The organism is Neotamlana sedimentorum, assembly GCF_000943565.1.
GTDB lineage: Bacteria > Bacteroidota > Bacteroidia > Flavobacteriales > Flavobacteriaceae > Neotamlana > Neotamlana sedimentorum.
Genome location: NZ_JTDW01000008.1, coordinates 53,020 through 75,389, shown reverse-complemented (window position 1 = coordinate 75,389; position 22,370 = coordinate 53,020). Strand labels below are relative to the sequence as shown.

The 22,370-nt window shown below is 33.7% G+C and carries 16 protein-coding genes and 1 other RNA gene; 10 read left to right on the top strand and 7 right to left on the bottom strand.

Features of this window, described 5'->3' with window-relative positions:
* Window positions 1-7 precede the first annotated feature (7 nt).
* From PW52_RS12065 to PW52_RS12050, 4 genes are all read left to right on the top strand, one after another.
* Entirely contained in the window at window positions 8-2,122 is a 2,115-nt protein-coding gene (locus tag PW52_RS12065) for a right-handed parallel beta-helix repeat-containing protein (RefSeq protein ID WP_117584377.1), read from the top strand.
* 2 nt (window positions 2,123-2,124) lie between these two features.
* Window positions 2,125-4,425 carry a family 20 glycosylhydrolase gene (locus PW52_RS12060; protein ID WP_052823477.1) on the top strand — a complete coding sequence of 767 codons (2,301 nt, stop codon included), beginning with the start codon at window positions 2,125-2,127 and terminating at the stop codon, window positions 4,423-4,425.
* A gap of 28 nt (window positions 4,426-4,453) precedes the next feature.
* Complete coding sequence (locus tag PW52_RS12055) at window positions 4,454-6,118, top strand: hypothetical protein (RefSeq protein WP_205618135.1); 1,665 nt, start codon at window positions 4,454-4,456, stop codon at window positions 6,116-6,118.
* 67 nt (window positions 6,119-6,185) lie between these two features.
* Window positions 6,186-8,402: a GH92 family glycosyl hydrolase gene (locus PW52_RS12050; RefSeq protein ID WP_044633212.1), complete on the top strand. Its 2,217-nt coding sequence runs from the start codon at window positions 6,186-6,188 to the stop codon at window positions 8,400-8,402.
* A gap of 50 nt (window positions 8,403-8,452) precedes the next feature.
* Here the strand turns inward: PW52_RS12050 and PW52_RS12045 are convergent, their stop codons facing one another.
* Window positions 8,453-11,719, bottom strand: coding sequence for an Eco57I restriction-modification methylase domain-containing protein (locus PW52_RS12045; protein WP_044633211.1), 3,267 nt, complete (start codon window positions 11,717-11,719; stop codon window positions 8,453-8,455).
* Between the two features lie 382 nt (window positions 11,720-12,101).
* Window positions 12,102-12,496, bottom strand: a transfer-messenger RNA (tmRNA) gene (ssrA, locus tag PW52_RS17400).
* Between the two features lie 259 nt (window positions 12,497-12,755).
* On the opposite strand from ssrA, the gene PW52_RS12040 reads away from it, so the two are divergent.
* From PW52_RS12040 to PW52_RS12030, 3 genes are read left to right on the top strand one after another with little or no spacing between them, the layout of a single operon-like run.
* Window positions 12,756-13,175 (top strand): DUF1801 domain-containing protein, encoded by a 420-nt coding sequence (locus PW52_RS12040; protein ID WP_044633210.1) that lies wholly within the window; start codon window positions 12,756-12,758, stop codon window positions 13,173-13,175.
* 5 nt (window positions 13,176-13,180) lie between these two features.
* Window positions 13,181-14,386: an NAD(P)-dependent oxidoreductase gene (locus tag PW52_RS12035; protein ID WP_044633209.1), complete on the top strand. Its 1,206-nt coding sequence runs from the start codon at window positions 13,181-13,183 to the stop codon at window positions 14,384-14,386.
* Between the two features lie 29 nt (window positions 14,387-14,415).
* Window positions 14,416-15,201: an SDR family NAD(P)-dependent oxidoreductase gene (locus tag PW52_RS12030; protein ID WP_044633208.1), complete on the top strand. Its 786-nt coding sequence runs from the start codon at window positions 14,416-14,418 to the stop codon at window positions 15,199-15,201.
* Here the strand turns inward: PW52_RS12030 and PW52_RS12025 are convergent.
* The 4 genes from PW52_RS12025 to PW52_RS12005 form a co-directional block, all read right to left on the bottom strand.
* Window positions 15,198-15,866 (bottom strand): DUF1361 domain-containing protein, encoded by a 669-nt coding sequence (locus PW52_RS12025; protein WP_052823475.1) that lies wholly within the window; start codon window positions 15,864-15,866, stop codon window positions 15,198-15,200. The two genes, PW52_RS12030 and PW52_RS12025, sit on opposite strands and share 4 nt — an antisense overlap.
* Window positions 15,867-15,943: 77 nt before the next feature.
* Window positions 15,944-17,323: a cell envelope integrity protein CreD gene (creD, locus tag PW52_RS12020; RefSeq protein ID WP_044633207.1), complete on the bottom strand. Its 1,380-nt coding sequence runs from the start codon at window positions 17,321-17,323 to the stop codon at window positions 15,944-15,946.
* Between the two features lie 54 nt (window positions 17,324-17,377).
* On the bottom strand, window positions 17,378-17,671 hold the full coding sequence (locus PW52_RS12015; RefSeq protein ID WP_044633206.1) for a winged helix-turn-helix domain-containing protein: 294 nt from the start codon (window positions 17,669-17,671) through the stop codon (window positions 17,378-17,380).
* Window positions 17,672-18,056: 385 nt separating this feature from the next.
* The gene (locus PW52_RS12005; RefSeq protein ID WP_044633204.1) at window positions 18,057-18,665 is read right to left on the bottom strand and encodes a hypothetical protein; all 609 of its coding nucleotides are present in this window, start codon (window positions 18,663-18,665) and stop codon (window positions 18,057-18,059) included.
* A gap of 126 nt (window positions 18,666-18,791) precedes the next feature.
* On the opposite strand from PW52_RS12005, the gene PW52_RS12000 reads away from it, so the two are divergent.
* Both PW52_RS12000 and PW52_RS11995 read left to right on the top strand, forming a co-directional pair.
* Window positions 18,792-19,055 (top strand): hypothetical protein, encoded by a 264-nt coding sequence (locus tag PW52_RS12000; protein WP_044633203.1) that lies wholly within the window; start codon window positions 18,792-18,794, stop codon window positions 19,053-19,055.
* Window positions 19,042-19,419 carry a DUF1801 domain-containing protein gene (locus PW52_RS11995; RefSeq protein WP_044633202.1) on the top strand — a complete coding sequence of 126 codons (378 nt, stop codon included), beginning with the start codon at window positions 19,042-19,044 and terminating at the stop codon, window positions 19,417-19,419. Before PW52_RS12000 ends, PW52_RS11995 begins: the two co-directional genes overlap by 14 nt.
* On the opposite strand, the gene kdsA is transcribed toward PW52_RS11995, so the two are convergent.
* Window positions 19,416-20,234, bottom strand: a complete 819-nt coding sequence (gene kdsA, locus PW52_RS11990; RefSeq protein ID WP_044633201.1) for a 3-deoxy-8-phosphooctulonate synthase — start codon at window positions 20,232-20,234, stop codon at window positions 19,416-19,418. The two genes, PW52_RS11995 and kdsA, sit on opposite strands and share 4 nt — an antisense overlap.
* Window positions 20,235-20,550: 316 nt before the next feature.
* Here kdsA and typA point away from each other — a divergent pair, with 316 nt between their 5' ends.
* Complete coding sequence (gene typA, locus PW52_RS11985; protein ID WP_044633200.1) at window positions 20,551-22,350, top strand: translational GTPase TypA; 1,800 nt, start codon at window positions 20,551-20,553, stop codon at window positions 22,348-22,350.
* Window positions 22,351-22,370: the final 20 nt, after the last annotated feature.

Below are 22,370 nucleotides of genomic sequence, written 5' to 3'. Positions count from 1 at the left end.
CTCAATTTTGAATAATATTAAACACTTAGTTTTCGCTATCGTGTTTTTAAGTTTCAACTTAAATGCACAACACAAAATTTACATCTCTCCAACTGGTAACGATGCTAATTCGGGCACTAAAACAGAGCCTTTAGCTACTTTAATTGGAGCTAGAAATGCCATTAGATTATTAAAGGAAAATCAATCTTTTAAAACACTAGCTTTCACAGTAATTATTGAAGATGGATTGTATGTTATGAAAGAACCTTTGGAGCTTTTACCAAAGGATAGCGGAACGCAAAAACATCCAATAATTTATAAAGCCGAAGAAGGCGCACATCCTATTTTTAGTGGTGGCAAAACAATTTCAAATTTTACTGAAACAGAAAACGGATTGTGGCAAACTAAAATTCCAGAATCGGTGTATTACAACTGGAAATTCCATCAGCTATACGTTAATAATAACCGAGCGACTTTAGCTAAAACACCAAACCAAGGTTTTATAAAAATAGATACAGTTTTTCAAAACATATGGAAACAAGGTAAATCTAAAGTTGCAGAACGTGCCGAACAAATTATATATTTAGATAGTAACGGCGCAAAAGCTTTGCAAAATATAAAGCCAAACGAACTTAAAAATGTACGGTTTAAAGCCTACCATAAATGGGATTATACGTTAAGACATATTGATGATTTTATTGCCGACAGCAGCAAAATAGTAACATCAGGAAAAGGTATGAAACCTTGGAATCCGTTAAAAAAGGACAGACGCATAATTCTTGAAAACTACGAAGCCGCACTTGATGCTCCGGGTGAATGGTTTTTAAAAGATAACGGCATTTTACTTTACAAACCCAAGGATGGTGAAACCATTAATAATACCGAGTTTATTGCTCCAGTATTGGGTAATTTAATAACAATTGAAGGTAACGCTATTGAAAATAAGTATGTACAGTATGTTAATTTTGAAGGCTTAAGCTTTAAACATTGTCATTATAAAATACCTCCAACGGGTTCAGAGCCTAATCAGGCAGCAGCTATTTTAAATGCAGCCATTCTGGTTGAAAATGCGAAGCATATAAACATAAGCAATTGCGAAGTATCAAATATTGGTCAACATGCGGTTTGGTTTGGTAGAGGCTGTAGTTATTCATCAATCAATAAAACATACATTCATAATATTGGTGGCGGTGGTGTTTATTTAGGCGATTTTAAACCGTTGCAAAACGAGCTTCATACACATCACATTTCAGTAGAAAATAATATTATAAAATCTGGTGGGCAAGAATTTCCGGCAGCCGTTGGTGTTTGGGTTGGACATAGTTCAAACAACATAATAACTCATAACGATATTGGTAACTTTTTTTATACCGGAATTTCTGTTGGTTGGGTTTGGGGTTATAAACCAAGTTTAGCAAAACGTAATACGATTTCTTATAATCATATACATCATATTGGTTGGGCTTTATTAAGCGATATGGCCGGAATTTATACTTTGGGAGCTTCAGAAGGTACGGTGGTCGAAAAAAATTTGATTCATCATATACATTCGTATTCTTACGGTGGCTGGGGCATGTATGCCGACGAAGGTTCTACAGGAATTGTGTTTAAAAACAACCTAGTTTATAGCACAAAAACTGGCGGATTTCAGCAAAACTATGGAAAACATAATGTTGTAAAAAATAACATTTTGGCCTTTGCAAAAAAATATCAATTGCAATGTACTATTCCAGAAAAGCATAAGTCGTTTACCTTCACAAATAATATTGTAATTTTTAACGAAGGTATGGTGGCCAAAGGCGCTTGGGATACTGTAGTTGCAGAGATTGATAAGAATATATATTGGAACACCAGCAGTACCGATTACAATTTTAATGAACATAATTTTAATGAATGGAAAGCTTTAGGATTCGATAAACATAGCCTAATTACTAAGCCCTATTTTAAAGATGCAGAAGCTTTTAATTTTAACTTTAAAAGAAAAAATAATTACAAAAAGATTGGTTTTAAACCTTTTAATTATTCGGAAGCTGGAATTTATGGCGATGCTGCTTGGATTGAAAAATCTAAACTAAAAACCGAAATAACCGAAGCTTTTGATAAAGCGGTTGAAACCAACATGAAAATGAAAATAAAACGATAACCATGAAAAACTACCTAACGCTCTTACTTTTAGCAGTTCTTTTTGCAAGCTGCTCCCATCAAAAACCATCTTTTACCAAAGAAGATATTTCAATAATACCAAAGCCTTCAAGCATACAACTTCATGAAAATGCTTTCGAGTTCGAGTCGAAAACCAAATTAGTAGTTACCGAAGATGCGCATAAAAAAGCAGCTAACTATTTAAAAGGATTATTTAGTACTTCCGCAGGGTTCGAGTTTAGCGAATCAACATCAAAAACTGCAGCAGCAGTAATTTTTGAAACGGTAGAAGGTTTAAAAGAAGGTGCGTATAAATTAGTGGTAAATCCGTCGCAAATTATTATTTCGGCTTCAGAAGAAAGCGGGTTTTTTAATGGTGTTCAAACCATTCGTCAATTATTGCCTGCAGAAATAGAAAGTACGAGCGAGGTTTCAGCAAATTGGTATGTACCATGTTTAAGTATTGAAGATGAACCGCGTTTTAAATGGCGAGGTATGCATAATGATTTTAGTCGTCATTTTATTGATATAGATGAGGTTAAATCTTTTTTAGATTACCTAGCGCTTTATAAAATGAACATTTATCACATGCATTTAACCGACGATCAAGGTTGGAGAATTGAGATTAAACAATATCCTTTATTAACCGAAAAAGGAGCGTGGAGAACACCAAACAATCAAGACACGATTTGTATGGAACGCGCTGAAGAAAATAAACTTTATACCATTGATGAAGCTAAGTTTAAAACTATTGATGGTGAGCGTAAATACGGTGGTTTCTTTACCCAAGAACAAATAAAAGAAATCGTGGCTTACGCCGATGATAGATGTATTACCGTGGTTCCAGAAATTGATATGCCAGGGCATTTTAAAGCAGCTATAGATAACTATCCGTTTTTATCATGTACTGGAAAGTCGGGTTGGGATACTGTTTTTACGCATCCGTCATGTTTAGGAAAAGACACGACTTACGAGTTTATGAAAAATGTGTTAAGCGAAGTTGTCGATTTATTTCCTTACGAATACATTCATATTGGCGGCGATGAGGTTAATATAGCATCATGGAAAGTGTGTCCGCATTGCCAAAAAGCAATAAAAGATAATAACCTAAAAGATGAACACGAATTGCAGTCGTTTTTTAATCGTGATATCGAGCAGTTTTTACATTCAAAAGGAAAAAAACTTATGGGATGGGACGAAATTGTTGAAGGTGGTTTAACCAAAGATGCAGCCGTTATGTGGTGGAGAGGTTGGAGACCAGAAGCGCCTAAAAAAGCAGCCGAAAACGGTAACGAATTGGTAATTACACCAACCGATGCCTATTATTTCGATTATTTAAATGAAGGAAACACGTTAGAAAAAATTTATAATTACGAGCCTGTTCCAGAAAACTTTACTGCCGAAGAAGAAGCTAACGTTTTAGGTATTCAAGCCAATTTATGGTCTGAGTGGATTCCAAGTTTTAAACGTTTACAATACCAAGCTTTTCCACGTATGTTAGCGGTGGCAGAAAATGCATGGGCATCAAAAGAAAATAAAGATTTTGAAGCTTTTAATTCGCGCGTTGAAAAACAATACCCAAGGTTAGATGAGTTAGGCGTATATTATTACATTCCAATTGTAAAAGGCTTAGATAAAACCATAGCTATGGTTGATAGCACACAAATTAAGTTGGAATTAGCTTATCCTTTAGATGGTGTTGAGATTTTTTACACCACAGATGGCTCTATACCAACAAAAGAAACCACAAAATATACTGCACCTTTTACGGTGAGTGATACCGTAGAAATTAAGGCGAGAGCTTATAAAGGAGAAATATTCAATGATATAAAAAAGACAAAAGTTGAGCAGAAAGCCTATATACTTTCTCAAGCTATCGAACCTAAAACCAAAGGGCTTAAACGTTTTTTAATTTCAGGTAAACTTAAAAAAGTAGCAGATGTTAAACTTAAAAATACCGCAAACTGGGAAGTTGTAGATAGCGTTGATATCGCCGATTTTAAAGGAAAAAAACCGGTTAATATGGTGTTTTCTGGTTATATAAAAGCCGAAAAAGATGGTATTTATCAATTTGAAACCCGATCGGATGGTGGCGATTATTTATACATTGGAGACACTTTAGTTGTAGATAATAGCGGTTGGCACGGACCAAGAAAACGTTACGGTAATGTAGCATTAAAAGCAGGATGGCATCCTATTACCATTAAATACAGACCAAGCGATAAACCTAGAGCCATTAGTGCTTGGTATGGGTTACAGGGTGAAAAATTACAATTAATCAACTCAGATTTTACCGGTTTTTAAAAAATTAATAATGTTAGTAAAAAAGAAAATGAATCATTTAAAATTAGAAAAAATTATAAACCTAATACTTGTTGTGTTTTTTATAGGACATAACCTAGGGTATGCACAAAATAAGAATACAGAACCTTTAATTTTAGATATGGTTCATCATAATCCTGGTGAAACACCATACGATTCTAAATACAACAATCCGGCAGTAATTAAGGAAATGGGGTACAACGGCAAAGTGTACTTTTTATTCGAATCTCCTGCCTTGGCTATAAACTGGGAATCTTTCGACAAAGATGTGCTACCTAAAGGCTCTCAAGATAGAAAATGGGTTGATGAAAAAGCGGCACAAATTAAACAAATGCATGCGGCATGTAAGGCCGAAAATATGGCCATTTATGCCATGTCAGATTTAGTATTGTTTCCTAAAAGATTAATAGAAAAATATAATATTGAAGACACTTTTGGCGATCCTAATAACGAATTAACCGAGCAATTAATTAGAGTTCAAATTAATGAAATGTTCGATCAGTTTCCAGATCTAGATGGTTTGGTTGTGCGTATTGGCGAAACCTATTTACACGATGCGCCTTATCATTTAGGGTCTATAAAAGATAAAAAGAGTCCTGAAAAAACTATTATTCCGTTAATCAATATTTTAAAAGAAGAAATATGTGAGAAACGCGATAAACAATTAATTTTTAGAACTTGGGGCGCTTTCGATGTTAATTTAGAAAACTATTTAAAAGTGAGTGATGCCGTAACGCCGCATAACAATTTAATTATAAGTATTAAACATTGCGAAGGCGATTTTCATAGAGCAAATAGCTTTAGTAAAGTGATTGGCCAAGGGCGTCATCGTCAAATTATTGAAGTGCAATCGGCTCGCGAATACGAAGGTAAAGGCGCTTACCCAAATTATATTGCTAATGGTGTTATTGAGGGTTTCGAAGAGCATAGCCGTATGCCTAAAGAGCGTATTCATAGTATCAAGGAATTTGTTGAAACCAAACCCGAATTATACGCAGGTATCTGGACTTGGTCTCGCGGTGGCGGTTGGGATGGTCCATACATAAAAGATGAGTTATGGTGCGATTTAAATGCGTGGGTAATGGCACAATGGGGGCAAAACACCGATAAAACAGAAGCCTTTATTTTTAATCGATATGCTACAGAGCGTTTAGGTTTAAAAGGAAATGATTTAGAAAAATTTCGACGCATGTGTTTACTCTCGGCCGAAGCGGTTGTTCGTGGTAGAAATAGTACATATCGCGATATGAATCCGTGGTGGACAAGAGATCAAGGTATTGCGTGGCCAATGGTGGTTAAAGGTGAAACAGAACAGCTACGAAACTTAGCACAAAAAGATGAAGCCGTTGCAAAATGGAAAACGATAGTTAGTTTAGCTAAAAGCATTGATTGGGGAAATAACGAAACCAAAAATCATGCTATTGGTTCATCAGAATATGGTTTAAAGCTATACGAAATTTACCGAAGCTTGGTTAATATAAAATATGCAGATGATAATGGCGATGCTAAAAACGTAAAAAAATGGCTTAAAGTTTACGATAAAGCTTGGGAAGATTATAACAATTTAGCAAAAAAGTATAGCACTATTGCAACTTTATATACTCAAGATTATAGTCGACATATTGCCAATAACGCCAACAAAATAATTAATAAGCTTAAAGCAGAATATAAGTAACCACCATATGTTTTAAGCGTAAATTTGTCATAGCACACAGTAAATGTGCTTTAAAGAATATTAGGAAATGAAGTTTTATAACAGTTTATTGTTAATGCTAAGTTTAGCCGTAGTTTCATGTGCTCAAATTACAAAGGAAACACCACAGCAAACAACAGAAAAGCTAACACAATACGTTAATACATTTACAGGAACCGACGGACCAGGAAATACCTATCCAGGAGCAGTGGTTCCATTTGGCATGGTGCAATTAAGTCCAGATAACGGTTTACCTGGTTGGGACAGAATTGCAGGTTATTTTTACCCAGATTCAACTATAGCAGGGTTTAGCCATACGCATTTATCGGGTACTGGTGCTGGCGATATGTACGATTTATTGGTAATGCCTTTAAACAGTAAATTCACTAAAAGTTTAACACCCGAAGCTGCTTACAGACCATATTCTAAATTTTCTCATGATAAAGAAGAGGCAAGCCCAGGTTATTATACCGTAGATTTGTTAAGCTCTGGAATTAAGGCCGAATTAACCACAACTGCACGTGTAGGGTTTCACCAATACACATTTCCGAAGGACGATAACAGTCAAATTATTCTCGATTTAGGATATAGCTTAAATTGGGATAAGCCTATGGAAACTAAAATAACGATAGAAGACAACCAAACCATTGTGGGTTACCGAAAATCGAAAGGTTGGGCAGCAGACCAACGTGTGTATTTTGTAATGCAGTTTTCTAAACCTTTCGATAAAGCACAGTTATTCAATAAATCCGAAGAAATTAATGCCGATAGCGTAGCCGGACAGTTTACCAAAATAGTGGCTCATTATAAAACATCAGATAACGAAAAAATAAAAGTAAAAGTGGCGTTATCTTCGGCAAGTATAGCTGGTGCTAGAAAAAACCTCGAAGCCGAATTACCGCATTGGGATTTCGAAAAAACCGTAGCAGAAGCCGATGCCATTTGGGAAAAACAACTCTCAAAAATTACTATTGAAGGCACAAAAGCTCAAAAAGAATTGTTTTATACCAACATGTACCATGTGTTTTTAACGCCATCGTTACACAGCGATGTGGATGGTGCATACAAAGGTGCCGATGGCAAAAATCATGTAGCCAACGGTTACAATAAGTACGATACGTTTTCATTGTGGGACACCTTTAGAGCAACGCATCCATTATACACCATCATTTCTCAAAAAGAAACCGAAGATATGGTGAAATCGTTTTTATCGCATTACGACGAAACGGGTTTACTTCCAGTATGGTCTTTAGCAGGAAACGAAACCAATATGATGATTGGTTACCACGCTGTTCCTGTAATTGTTGACGCCTATTTTAAAGGCATTCCAATGGATGCCGAAAAAGCTTTAGAGGCTTGTATAGCTTCAGCAAACGAAGATGGCAGACAAATAGATTTATACAAAAAGTTAGGCTATGTTCCCACTGGCGAACATCACGAAAATTGGTCGGTTTCAAAAACTTTGGAGTATGCTTATAACGATTGGTGCATAGCCAAATTAGCAAAAGCCTTAGGACATGTAGAGGCTAATAAGGTGTTTACAAAACGTGCTGATAACTGGCGTAATTTGTACGATACAGAATCGACCTTCTTCCGTCCAAAAGACGATCAAGGTCATTTTATTAGTGAATTTTCAGCAAAAGCATATACCAAAGAATTTTGCGAAAGTAATGCATGGCAATATTTTTGGTTTGTTCCGCATAATATCGATGGATTAGAGCAAGCCGTAGGAAAAGAACAATTTGCCGTAAAATTAGATTCCATGTTTACTTATTATCCAGAAAAAGAGGATAAGCTACCTATTTTTAGCACCGGTATGATTGGGCAATATGCGCACGGTAACGAGCCAAGTCATCATGTAGCTTATTTGTATAACGAAATTGGGCAGCCATGGAAAACCCAAGAGATGGTACGTAAAATTATAAAAACCCAATACAGCACGAAGCCCGATGGCTATTGTGGAAATGAAGATTGCGGACAAATGAGCGCGTGGTTAGTGTTTTCATCAATGGGATTATATCCAATAAATCCGGCCGAGGCGGTTTATAGCCTTACCTCGCCAACGGTAACCTCGGCGACTATTAATTTAGAAAACGGTAAGGCATTTAAAATCACTACCGAAAATCAATCTCCCGAAAATAAATATATTCAATCTATGTTGTTAAATGGTGAGCCTTACAACGCGCTAACCATAACCCATCAAGACATTATCGATGGCGGAAACTTACACATAGTGTTAGGCGATAGCATAAATAAAACCTTATGACTTGGGAACCTCATTAAAAAAAAGAAGTAAACGCCTTAATGGTTAGTAAATTAACTTTGCTCAACAATTGCTATTTCTTCATCGGTAAGATTGTATAACTCATAAACCATTTGGTCTATTTCTTTATCGGTTTGGTTAATTTGGGTTTGTAAGGTTTGTGCTTTTTGTTTGTTGTCTTCAAAGAGGTCTAACCACTCAAACTCGTCTTTTTTGGTTAGGGTTGGTATTTCTTCTAAACCATCTTTAACACGTAGTTTGTTGTTGGCTTTTATGGCTTTGTTTAGCTCTTTTATAAACTCGCCAAATTCTAACTCGTGCCAGTTTTGTAGTTTTTTGGACAGTTTTTCTAAATTATAATGTTGTTTAAGATAGGCTTCAAATTTCTTTATAATTAAATTAAAATCTTTATTGTAGTTTAGATTTGCATTTACCTTTTGAACAAAAAAAGTTTCCTTTTCATTTAAATTATTTGGAATTGGTAATAGTTGTATTTTATCTCTTCTAAAATCATAATATCCACCTTGAAGAGTCGTACAAACATTTGAAAGATAGAAAAATGAAACTTTAGAATTCAAATAGGCTAATAATGATTTAGAACCTGAAGAGATAAACATACTATTCTTTTGTAAATAAATTTCTCCTGATTCATCTAAATAGAAGTTGCACTTATTATTTATAAAAGGTGCGATTATTTTAGGTTTATTTAGAAGGTGTGAATTATTACTACCATATCTACTTAAGCACCACCAGTTAAATCTACCTGACTTAACTTCTGGTCGTTTTTCAAGCTCTGTTTTATTGTTAATAAGATATTTTTTTATTGACTCAGAGGAATTTAAATCATAATCCCATGGCATAAACAAGATATAATTACCAATTGGATTAATTTTATAACGAGATATTTCACTACCTCCTAAAATTAATTTTAATTTATCTGAAGCATTTATATCATATTTAAATTTATTCAAGTCATTTACAATAAATACATCATTTTTACCAGAAGCTATACCTGCAAATATCTTATTATCAACTAAATCTTTTAAATAAGTTGAATTAGTTATAATTTTATCTAATAATCTAGATTTTTTTAAATCAATAAAATTCCACATTTCATCTTTTAGAGAATCTAGAAAAACCTGGTATTTCTTTAACTCTAAAGTGTTTATTGGGTCTAACGTATTATCTCTTTTGTTAATTTCAGAATATAAAAATGTTTTAGTTTTATAATTAGGCTTTTTATTTAAAACATAAATAATAGGATAGGTTGTAGCGTCAGCAAAAACAGGATAGTCATCAAAATCGAACAACAACTCCAAATTAGCATCTTCTTTCATCACCTTTCTTATGTTTTTACCATAAGTAGCTTTCAAGAATTTATTAGGAAGAATAAAAGAAAACAGACCATATTCATTCATCAAATTAATTCCTTTTTCTATAAAATATGTATACAAATCAGCTATACTGTTGTAACATTTATAATTTTCTTTTAAATAAGGCTTGATCTCTTTAAACAATTCCTGTCTAACATAAGGCGGATTCCCAATAATCACATCAAAACCACCATTTTCAAATACTTTAGGAAATTGTTCTTGCCAATTAAAAGCTTTATCGCCTGCAACGGCTTTGCTATCTATTAAAGAGTTTCCACATTTTATATTGCTACTTAAATCGTTTAATTTACGGCGAGGTTGTGCGGTACGTAACCACAGCGATAGTTTTGCTATTTCTACAGATTCTTCGTTTAAATCTACACCGTAAATATTGTTTTCTAGTATGGTGTTTTCAATATCTGGAAATTGTAAGCCACCACCTAATACTTTTGTTTTAAGTTCGTCTATATATTGGTGTTCTGCTATTAAAAAGTTTAAAGCTTGGTTTAAAAATGCACCAGAACCACAGGCAGGGTCGCAAATGGTGAGTTGTAGTAACCAATCGCGATAGGTATCTAAAATATTTACTAATTTGGTTATGGTTGTTTTATTTCTGTTTTTTCTGCCTTTAAAATATTCTTCTTCTTTAAAGCCTAGTTCGGTTTTCTTTTCGTCGCACAGTTTACCAATGGTATTTTCAACAATGTATTTGGTAATGTATTTAGGCGTGTAAAAAACGCCATCTTTTTTACGTTTAGATTTTTGTTTATCAAAATCGCCTCCTTCAATTTCGGCATTAACGCTTTCTATCTCGTTTAGTGAGTTTTCAAAAATATGCCCAAGTATATTTACATCTACTTGACTTTCAAAATCGTAAGCTGCCAATTTACAGGTGTGTTTGTACAACAACTCACTATCTATATCTAAACTATCTAGGGTTTTATCTTCTTTAAATAAACCACCGTTATAAGCGTATATTTCTGCTCGGTTTGTTGTTCCTGCTCTACCTTGGTCTAAAAATTTAAAATATTGTTTAAATAGCGTATAAAGTGGGCGGTCGTCTCCAAAATCTACATCGGCTTTCCACTTATCTAATATTTGTTGAGTGCTATTTGGTGGTAGTAAGCCTCTATCTTCGGCAAAGAAAATAAATAGGTAACGGTCTATTAATTTTTGTGATTTTTTAAAGAGGGTTAGTTTAACGTTTTTTTCTAGTTTTACTAATTCTGTTTTTTCTTCGTCTGTTTGGTTTGATTCTGAAACCAATTGAGAATGACGTAAGTTTTTTAATTTACTAGCATTGCGTTTAACCAGGTCTCTAAACAGTTCACGTTTAAATACCGAATAGTCTTTATAAAATTGTTTGGTTATTTGTTCTTCTTCAACAACCGACTGCTCTTTTATTTTTAAAGCTGTGTTATTTAATACATTGTCTTTTTGCAAACAGATGTATAACAGCTCAAATCGTTCTGGTGTAAGCTCGAATAAATTAAATTCTTCAAACTCGGTGGCATCGTTAATATAAAAACGTAATTTTTCAAAATTTGATGTTATTACATAAACGCATCCTTTCTGGTTTGCTTTATAATCGAACGCTTGTTTACGTATGCTTTCTAAATCTTTGGTATTTGTACCTTTTAATTCTATAACACCAATAGCTATATCATTATCTAATATGGCGCCATCGGCTTTACGTGCGTTATTTTGGTTTTTATATTCTGCTACTAAATTAAAGTTAGCTTTGGGTTTAAGGGTATAGTCTAATATATTTACAAACAATTCTGTAAGGAAAATGCCTTGGTATTCTTCTTCTTTAGAGCTACGTATGTTATCTTGAATAGTTGGGTTTAAAAAGTACTTGGTATATTTTTTATATGCTTTATTTATGGCTTCACTATCTTGTAATTTTAAATAGTGTTTAAGTACCGAAGATTGATATAATGACATTAATAAGTTGTTGATTATTTAGAACTTAAAAATATAAATATATATTGATTTAGTATGATAACTTTAGTGAATTTAATTAGCGAAAATTTTATCTAAAAAATAAGCTTTTAAAAGTTTATAAAAATATTGGCTTTGTTTGATTATTCAATATTATTTCAAGTTAATAGTATTTTTGCGAGTTACTTTATGCAATACAAGTTATAGGTATTGTTTTTTGTACATAAAAAAGGTGCAAGTGTTTAGTTGTAAAATATACAAGTTAATAGTCGGGTGCTTATTATTTGTAAAAACAGTATATAAAGTACTCTTTTTTGATTTGTTGACTATATGTTGACTAGAAAAAACCTCAACTAATTAAAAATTAACTAGTTGAGGTTTTTAAAAGTGGAGTCGGAGAGAATCGAACTCTCGTCCAAACAAGTAACCAAAGGGCTTTCTACACGTTTATTCTTTTCTTAGGTTTTCGATTGCAAGCTGGTTAAAGACAACCTACTTACAACTTAGCTTCTTTAGTTTCGCTTAAGCATCGAAGCAGCACTTAAACTATATTGACATTTACGATGCCTCAAAATGGAACGCCGTCAATCAAGGCTTTCCGGAGACATAAAGCTTGTACACCTTGTGTACCTAGGCCAATCTTACTATAATTCAGATTATGCAGCTAAAGCGTAGTTATTCTCGCCGTTTAAAATTTGGTCTAGCCTTTTAGGTGTTTCAAAACCATTACACCACGTGCTTACCGTTCAATTAATCTCGCTGTCAAAACCAGTCGACCCCATTTTCCCGCGCAGGCGGGAATCTTATTATGTCACTTCAATTGTCACGCAGAGCGCAGTCGAAGCGTATTTTTAAACAGTGGGCGTTACCCACTTTTGCTTTTAATGGCAAAAGTGCGTCAGGCTTTCGGTAGTCGCTCTCTGCGAGGAGCTCCAACAATACCTCAATCCTTAACGCGGTCGGCAAAGATATTAAAAAGTTTGTAAATCTGTTTTAATACACTTAAATTACAACAAAAAGTATTCCATAGTTTCATGTTATGCAAATTGTCAGTCATCCAAAAGTAAAACAAATATTTAATAACTATCCACCGCAGGTAAAACCAAAAATGGATGCGCTACGCGCTTTAGTTTTAAAAACAGCAGAAAGCATAACAGGATTAGAAAAACTAGAAGAAACCTTAAAATGGAACGAGCCAAGTTACCTAACAAAACACGGCAGTACCTTGCGAATCGATTGGAAACCCAAAACACCCAACCAATACGCCATGTATTTTCAATGCAGCTCGCAGTTGGTGTCAACCTTTAAAATAATTTATAAAACGGTTTTTAAATTCGAAGGTAACAGAGCCATTATTTTTAATATAAACGGCACCATTCCTAAAACCGAACTACAGCATTGTATAACCCTCGCATTAACCTATCATAAAATAAAACACTTGCCACTTTTAGGCGCATAAAACTTATGAAATTTGCAATAATCACAGAACGAAAAACACCACCCGATCGTCGCGTGGTATTTTCACCCAAAAAATTAGCCGAAGCTAAAAAACAATTTCCAGAAGCCGATTTTGTGGCCGAAGCTTCAACTATTCGGGTGTTTTCAGACGAAGCCTATAAAAACGAAGGGATTGAAGTAACAAACGATGTCTCAAATGCCGATGTTTTAATTGGTGTAAAAGAAGTGCCAATTTCGGCATTAATTCCTAATAAAAAATATTTCTTCTTTTCGCACACCATAAAAAAGCAACCGTACAATCGTAAATTACTAAAAGCCATTTTAGAAAAAAATATAGAGCTTTACGACCACGAAACCATTGTCGATGCCAAAGGAAACCGGCTTATAGGCTTTGGCCGATTTGCAGGTATAGTTGGGGCTTACAACGGGTTTCGAGCTTGGGGTTTAAAATACAATACTTGGCAATTGCCAAAAGCAGGACCTTTGCCCAACCAGGCAGCCTTAATTTCAGAATTAAACCAATTAGAGCTTCCAAACCTAAAAATATTATTAACCGGAAGCGGTAAAGTGGCCAACGGGGCTCAAGAAATGTTAGATGCTATGCAAATACAATCGGTTTCGGTTCAAGAATATTTAAACGAAACATTCAACGAACCTGTGTATTGTAAAATTGATGTGCTCGATTATAACAAGCGTACAGACGGACAGGTTTTAAATAATACAGACTTTTTTAATAATCCGAAGGATTACCAATCCAATTTCATGCGATTCGCCAAAGTAACCGATTATTATATCGCAGGACACTTTTACGGCGATGGCGCACCATATTTGTATACCCGACAAGATGTAAAATCGCCCGATTTTAATATTAAAGTTGTAGCCGATATTAGTTGCGATGTCGACGGGCCAGTAGCTACAACACTTCGCGCTTCAACCATTGCAGACCCCATTTATGGTTACGACCCACAAACCGAAACAGAAGTCGATTATAAAAACAAAAATGCCATTGTGGTTATGGCGGTCGATAATTTACCTTGTGAATTACCACAAGATGCCAGCGAAGGCTTTGGAGACATGTTTTTAAAACATGTAATTCCGGCTTTTTTCAACGGAGATAAAGATGGTATTTTACAACGTGCCAAAATTACCGAAAATGGTAAACTAACTTCAAAATTTAATTATTTGCAAGATTTTGTAAACGAAAAAGAGTGATTTTCCAGAATAATTACTTTATTTGAGGTATGAAACAATACGCTTTAGTAACAGGTGCAGCCTCAGGTTTAGGTTACGAATTAGCCATTTTATTAGCAAAAGATAAGTACACATTATTTTTAGTGGATATTGATGAGGATAAGCTTAAAGATGTTAAAAGTGAGTTAGAGCAAAGTCATGGTGTTGAGGTAATAACCATAGCAAAAGATTTAAGCAAACCTAACGTAGCCATAGAAATAATGGAAACCGTAAACCAACCCCTAGATGTTTTAATAAACAATGCTGGTTTTGGTTTATTTGGTTCGTTTGTAGAAACCAATTGGGAACGTGAGTTACAAATGCTAAACGTACATGTGTTATCGGCAACACATTTAACAAAATTGGCTTTGCAAGGCATGGTAAAACGCGGTTCTGGTAAAATATTAAATATGTCATCTTTAGCAGCTTTTCAACCAGGGCCATTAATGTCTATTTATTACGCCTCAAAAGGGTATATGTTATCATTTACAGAAGCTATTGCTAACGAGTTAAAAGGCACAGGTGTTACCGTTACCGCATTATGTCCAGGGCCAACCAAAACAGCATTTCAAGAAACAGTATCTGCAAATACAAGCGAAAACAAAATTAAATTTAATATGGGTTGCGCCACATCGGTAGCAGAATATGGTTATAAAGCTATGCAAAAAGGCAAACCTTATGCAATACCTGGTGCTTTTAATAAATTTTTAGCAACACTACCAAGGCTTATACCGCGTAACATGGCAGCAACCATAGTTAGAAAACTTCAAGAAAAAAACAGAAACGACCAACACTAATGTGGTCGTTTTTGTTGTTCTAGTGTTTTAAACACCCAAAAGCCACCGCATAAAAATACCCCAAAGGTTATTGTGAAAATCCATGATTCTTTCATGTATTCTGGGTTAACTAATAAGTTAGCAATATCAATAAATAAATTCGCAGGATTGCTAACAATGTCCCAAGAATTATACCTGAAAAATCGACCTAAATACACACCGAATGCAGATGCGAATAATACTAAAATAGATAGATAGTTTGCTTTTTCTGTGTTAAGTTTTTTTGCTATTATTTTATTAAAATCTAATAACGAAAAGTAAAACAATAATAAACCACTTAAAGCAAAGGCAGAAATTACTAAAGCATCTAACCAAAAGTAATTACTATGGTTGTATTTTAAATGCACAAAATCTGTTACAATATATGGCGCATTAGGTAAAAAAAGCAGCCAGCCACAAAGCCATAACATCAAACTTAAGGTTTCTCGCTTGGGGATGCGTTTTAAATAAGTGGTTATGGCATAAGGTATGACTGCTAAAAATAAATTCCACATTAAAAATGAGTAATGAAAAGAGTGAGCTAGTTTCATTCTTACAAGAAGTAAAAAAAAGCTAGAACATAATGTTATAGATAGCGTGCTTAATGCTGTGTATTTGTTAAATGATAATTCTTTTATGTTTTCCATAATACTTGAAATTTTAAGATAAATCTTGCCTAATTTTAATATGTTTTTAAACAAGGTTTATTAATTAACTAATGATATTAACCGTTGTTCCAGTCTATTTTTCTAGATATAAACATAACTGTTGTTAGTATTAAGAATAAGCCAATACTACCAACTAAAAGTGCATAGTTTTCTAATTGAATAATTACAAAAATAAAGGCGTAAAGTGTGGTTAATGAAATTCCTATAAATAGCGGAAACTTAAGTGTTTTTAATATAGTTTTAGAGTAAAGTGTTATTAACGTTATAACCGAAGTGCCTGCTATAAGGTAGGCCTTTAAAAAGGAGCTATGCTCTGAAATAGATATTAGTAATGTGTAAAACATGGTTAAAGCCAATCCTATCATTAAATATTGAAAAGGGTGTATGTTTATTTTACTAAGTGTTTGAATAAGGAAAAAAAACAAAAAGGTTAAACCAATAACTAAAAAGCCGTATTTAGCCGATCGTTCACTCTTTTGGTACTCATCTACCGGAATCATAAAATTAACGCCAAAAGCAAAGGCTGTTAAATTTGGCAAGCTGTTAAAATGTTGTTGGGAAAACGGACGATTAAGATCGAGAATTTTCCATTTTGCATCAAAGCCAGAGTCACTGGTTTTGTCTCCATTATAAGGCAAAAATTCACCTATAAAATTTGCTGTTTTCCAGTTTGATGTTATTCTAGCTTCCGTTTGTCTACCAGTTGGAATAAAACGAATTTGTTTACTGCCTTTTATATTGAAGTTTATAGCGTAGGATGTTGGGGCGTTAAAATTAATTGGGTGTTTAGTTAATGACTTAGTTTCTAGCGTATGCATAGCTACTTGGTTATAAGCTAAATTGGTTTGGTTAAGGTATTTTGACGATAATTCGTAGGTGTTATTATTAAGGGTTAAATTAGATTTGTTAACACCTTTTACGTTTGAAGTTTGAATAATTATTTTAGATTTTTCCCAAATAATATCGCTTTCGGCAACTTCAATATCACTAAAATCTGGTTTTGTAAACTTACCGTTTAGTTTTATTTCGCTGTTATAAACGGCAGTTTTATAAATACCACGTTGCTTTGTTTCTGGGTTAATATTGGATGTAATATTGAGGCTTTCAGGAAAAAAATAAGCATAATTAATAACCACGTTAGTTTCTGTAAAAACCTGTTTCGTTTTTTTGTCGGTTACTATTTTTTCCGAATAGGTTTTATATGGCACTTTTAAAATGGGACCGTAAATAAATACTTCGTTGCCCCATTGTTGGTTTATTTCGTTTACGACTTCATCTTGCCTGTAAGAACGTTCCGAAATTAAATTTTGAATAAAGGTTAACGGTACTAATAATACTAAGGTTAAAAAACCAATCATTACCAAACGCGAAGTAATAGAGGTTTTTAACCAATTTGTAAATCGGTTAGTTGGTTGTGATTTTTGAGTTGTTTCCATAAATAGGTATTTAAAGTACTTTGGAATTCAAAGTAATTGAATAAAAAAATATGATTATTGTTTGTTTATTAATTTTTCAAGGGCATTAATATGTTTTTTAAATTCAAGTTTACCAAGTTTGGTGGCAGAGTAGCGTGTGTTTGGTTTTCTGCCTATAAACTGTTTTTCAACTTTGATGTATTCAACCTTTTCTAAGGCCTTTGTATGGCTAGCTAAATTACCATCGGTAACTTCAAGAAGTTCTTTAAGCATTTTAAAATCGGCGTATTCGTTAACCATTAAAATAGACATTATGCCTAATCTAATCCTGTGGTCGAATGCTTTATTTATGTTATTTATAATGCTCATATTTCTGTTTGTAGTCTAGCTTTCTTATTTCTAAATTGTGAATAAAAATTATATAAATAAAACGAAATTAAAGTTAAAAAAGGTAATTCTAAAAATATTCCATAAGGGAAAGCCAAAGGAGATGCCGGAGCGTTTTTAATGTTAAGAACGTATTTTAATAAAAAAAGCAAACGGTTAACCAATTGAAAATAAAATAGTAAAGCCAAGGGTATTATACAAATAAAGGAAAGCCAATAAAACACCTTATTAGTATGATAATAAATTCCAGAAATTAATATTAATGCACTATATATTAGACCAACAAATAAATAATCTGGGTTTCTAAATATAATTACGGATATAATACCGATTAATATACCAATTGATATTACAGAAAAGTTCTTACTCATACTCTGTCGTATTTAAAATGCATTAAAGCACCATAAATAATATGCATAATACCAAAGCCAATAACCCAAAGCCAAAATCCGTAACCAGGAAAGGTGGCAGCAACCAAACCTAAAATTATATCTATAATTCCAAGGTATTTAATATCACCAAAACTATATTTTGAAGCATTTACTAAGGCTAAGCCATAAAAAATTAACATTAAGGCTGCTGTTTGGCCATATTTACCTTGATAAAGCAATATTAAAATGTAAGTACCACCCGTAATGAGTGGGATTAAAAAATTGGAAACAAGTCGCTTGGAGCTGGTATCCCAAATTTTTGCTCCTTGCTTTTTTGCTTTTTTAGTGGTTAATATAATACCCGTTACAATACTTAAAATAGCAACTAATGCCAAAATTAACATGCACAGTTTAAAAATATAACCGTCTAAAATTAAATAACCCCGATTAGAGTTTTTAACTAAAAAGTATGCCGTTGTAGCGCCAATTATTGCATATATGCCTGCAAGTATACCAGATAATCCACTTAATGAAATAAATCGAGAAGATTTATTCATTAGGTTTTTAATTTCTGATATGTCTTTTAAATAATCTTTTGATTCCATTTTTTAGAGTACTTTGAAATACAAAGTAAATGATTTGTAAAATATGTTAGATGTTTGTTAGTGTTAAATAATTGTTAATTGAATGTGAAATTAATATGTTTGTTTTCTGTAAAAACTTGGTAAACAATGAAAATTAATTGGAACTCTACTAGCTCGTTTAGCGATGAGGTATTGAGCACAAAACTTAAAATGGAGTATGAGTTTAGAAAGAGAGTCATGAAATTTATTATTGAAAATAATATTCCTGAGTGTTGTGAAGATTATAGCTGTGTTGTTTTTGATTTTTTTGTAGATGAAAATTGTTTTAAAATTTCAAAGGAAACTCACGAGCCATTATATTCAAATTTCATAGCTTTAAATAAAACTTTTAAATTAGATGAAACCGGTTGATGCTTACTTTATAAATCAAAAAGAGCCATACCAGTCTATAATGCTTTACTTGCGAAGTGTTATTTTAAAAACGTTACCAGAAGCAGAAGAGTACTACAGCTACAAAATTCCGTTTTATCGTATTGATAAAAAGCCGCTACTTTACCTAAATATTTTAAAAGGAAAAACTTATGTTGATGTGGCTTTTATACAAGGCATTTTATTTGAGCCCGAGTTTCCAGAATTAAAAAACGACAATAAGCGCAAACAAGTACGTTCGTTACAAGTTTATAGTCTTGAAGATTTTAATCAACAGCAATTCGAAACTTTATTGATTGTAGCTGCAACAAAACTTAAAGCGAGTAAAAAAGCATGGTTTATTTAAAAACTGCTTACTAGTTTTTTAATTTCTACCAATCGGGTTAGTAAACCTTCCAGATTATCTAAATGCAACATATTGGCACCGTCGCTTTTTGCGTTCGCAGGGTCGAAATGCGTTTCGATAAACAAACCATCAATATTATTTACTACACCGGCGCGGGCAATAGTTTCAATCATGTCTGGGCGACCACCTGTAACACCAGCAGTTTGATTAGGTTGTTGTAAAGAATGTGTAACATCTAAAACCACAGGTGCGTATTGTTTCATGGTTGGAATGCCTCGAAAATCTACAATCATGTCTTGGTAGCCAAACATCGTACCCCGATCGGTTATCCAAGCTTTATCGCTACCAACATCTTTAACTTTTTGTACCGCGTGTTTCATGGCCTCGGGACTCATAAACTGGCCTTTTTTTAAGTTAACCACTTTACCTGTTTGTGCAGCAGCAACAACCAAATCGGTTTGGCGCACTAAAAATGCTGGTATTTGTAAAACATCGACATATTGAGCGGCTTTTGCAGCATCGCTAACTTCGTGAATATCGGTAACGGTTGGTACATCAAATGTTTCTGAAACTTTAGCCAAAATCTCAAGTGCTTTTTCGTCGCCAATGCCTGTAAAACTATCTATTCGGCTACGGTTGGCTTTTTTAAAGCTTCCTTTAAATACATACGGAATTTCTAATTTGTTGGTTATGTTTACTACTTTTTCGGCAATACGCATAGCCATGTCTTCGCCTTCTATGGCACAAGGACCACATAGTAAAAAGAAATTAGTATTACTTGTATGTTTTATTTTGGGGATGTCTTGAAGCTTCATGTGCAATTTAAAATTTAATAGAACAAAGATACTATTAATGCCCGAATTTAATAAGTTCGATTTTACGATTTAAGAAATTTACCTTGGCAAATATGCGCATTAGCGATTGAACGGTTAGACTGCGCCTAACGCAGGCTAAATGTTTGAGCGCCTCGCAGAGCGCGAGTAGTGAAAGCGCGACCCTTTGCAACCTATTAATAAACATTGTGTTAGGTTAAACTGTTTGTGGGTTGCAAAGGGTAATGCCCAAATAAAAAAAATGTGTTGAATATCGATAATTTATAACTACCTTTGCGCCCTTAAAATAAGCACTATTATGGCTACTATAAAAAACATTGCAATTATTGCGCACGTTGACCACGGTAAAACAACTTTGGTTGATAAAATTATGTATCACTGTCAGTTATTTAGAGAAAATGAAAATACTGGCGATTTAATTTTAGATAATAACGATTTAGAGCGTGAAAGAGGAATAACTATTACGTCTAAAAACGTATCGGTTATTTATAAAGACACTAAAATTAATATTATTGATACGCCTGGTCACGCCGATTTTGGTGGAGAAGTTGAACGTGTTTTAAATATGGCCGATGGTGTGCTATTGTTAGTTGATGCTTTTGAAGGCCCAATGCCACAAACGCGTTTTGTTTTACAAAAAGCAATTGATTTAGGTTTAAAACCTTGCGTAGTGGTAAATAAAGTTGATAAAGAAAACTGTACGCCAGATGAGGTTCATGAAAAAGTATTCGATTTAATGTTCGAGCTTGGTGCAGAAGAGTGGCAGTTAGATTTTCCAACAGTTTATGGTAGTGCTAAAAATAACTGGATGAGCGAAGATTGGCAAAAGCCAACTGAAAATATTGAGCCATTGCTTGATATGGTAATTGAGCATATTCCAGAACCTAAAATTGAAGAAGGAACAACACAAATGCTTATTACTTCGTTAGACTTCTCTAGCTTTACAGGACGTATTGCTATTGGCCGTTTAACTAGAGGGCAGCTTAAAGTAAACCAACAAATTAGTTTAGTTAAGCGTGATGGTTCTATTGTAAAAAATAGAATTAAAGAATTACACGTTTTTGAAGGTTTAGGAAGAATTAAAGTTGATGAAGTACAAACAGGTGATATTTGTGCTATTGTTGGTTTAGATGGTTTTGAAATTGGTGATACTGTTGCCGATTTTGAAAATCCTGAAGGATTAAAAACCATTGCGATTGATGAGCCTACAATGAGTATGCTTTTTACAATTAACGATTCGCCTTTCTTTGGTAAAGACGGAAAGTTTGTAACGTCTAGACATATTAAAGAGCGTTTAACCAAAGAACTTGAGAAAAACTTAGCTTTACGTGTTGAAGAAACGGATAGTGCCGATAAATTTATGGTTTTTGGTCGTGGTGTATTACACTTATCGGTTTTAATTGAAACCATGCGTCGTGAAGGTTACGAATTACAAATTGGGCAACCGCAAGTAATTATAAAAGAAATTGATGGTGTAAAATGTGAGCCTGTTGAAGAAATGACTATTGATTTACCAGAAAACGTTTCGGGTAAAGCGGTAGAGTTAGTAACTATGCGTAAAGGTGAAATGACCAGTATGGAAGCTAAAGGTGAGCGTATGGTTTGCGAATTTATTGTACCATCGCGTGGTATTATTGGTTTACGTAACCAATTACTAACAGCAACCGCTGGTGAGGCTATTATGGCACACCGTTTTAAAGAGTATCAACCATTAAAAGGTGGTATTCCTGAGCGTCAAAATGGTTCGTTAGTATCTATGGAAAATGGTACAGCAATTCCTTATTCTATTGATAAATTACAAGATAGAGGTAAGTTTTTTATAGATCCGGGTGAAGATATTTATGAAGGACAAGTAATTGGTGAAAATTCGCGTCAAGACGATATGACGGTTAACGTAACTAAAACTAAAAAGTTAAGTAACGTGCGTAGTGCAGGTGCCGATGATAAAGCTAAAATTGTTCCTGCAATTAAATTCTCGTTAGAAGAAGCTTTAGAATACATACAAAAAGACGAATACGTTGAGGTAACACCAAACCACTTACGTTTACGTAAAATATACTTAAAAGAAGTAGATAGAAAACGTAATAAGTCTATTTAATAATTTATGGACTTTTTTGG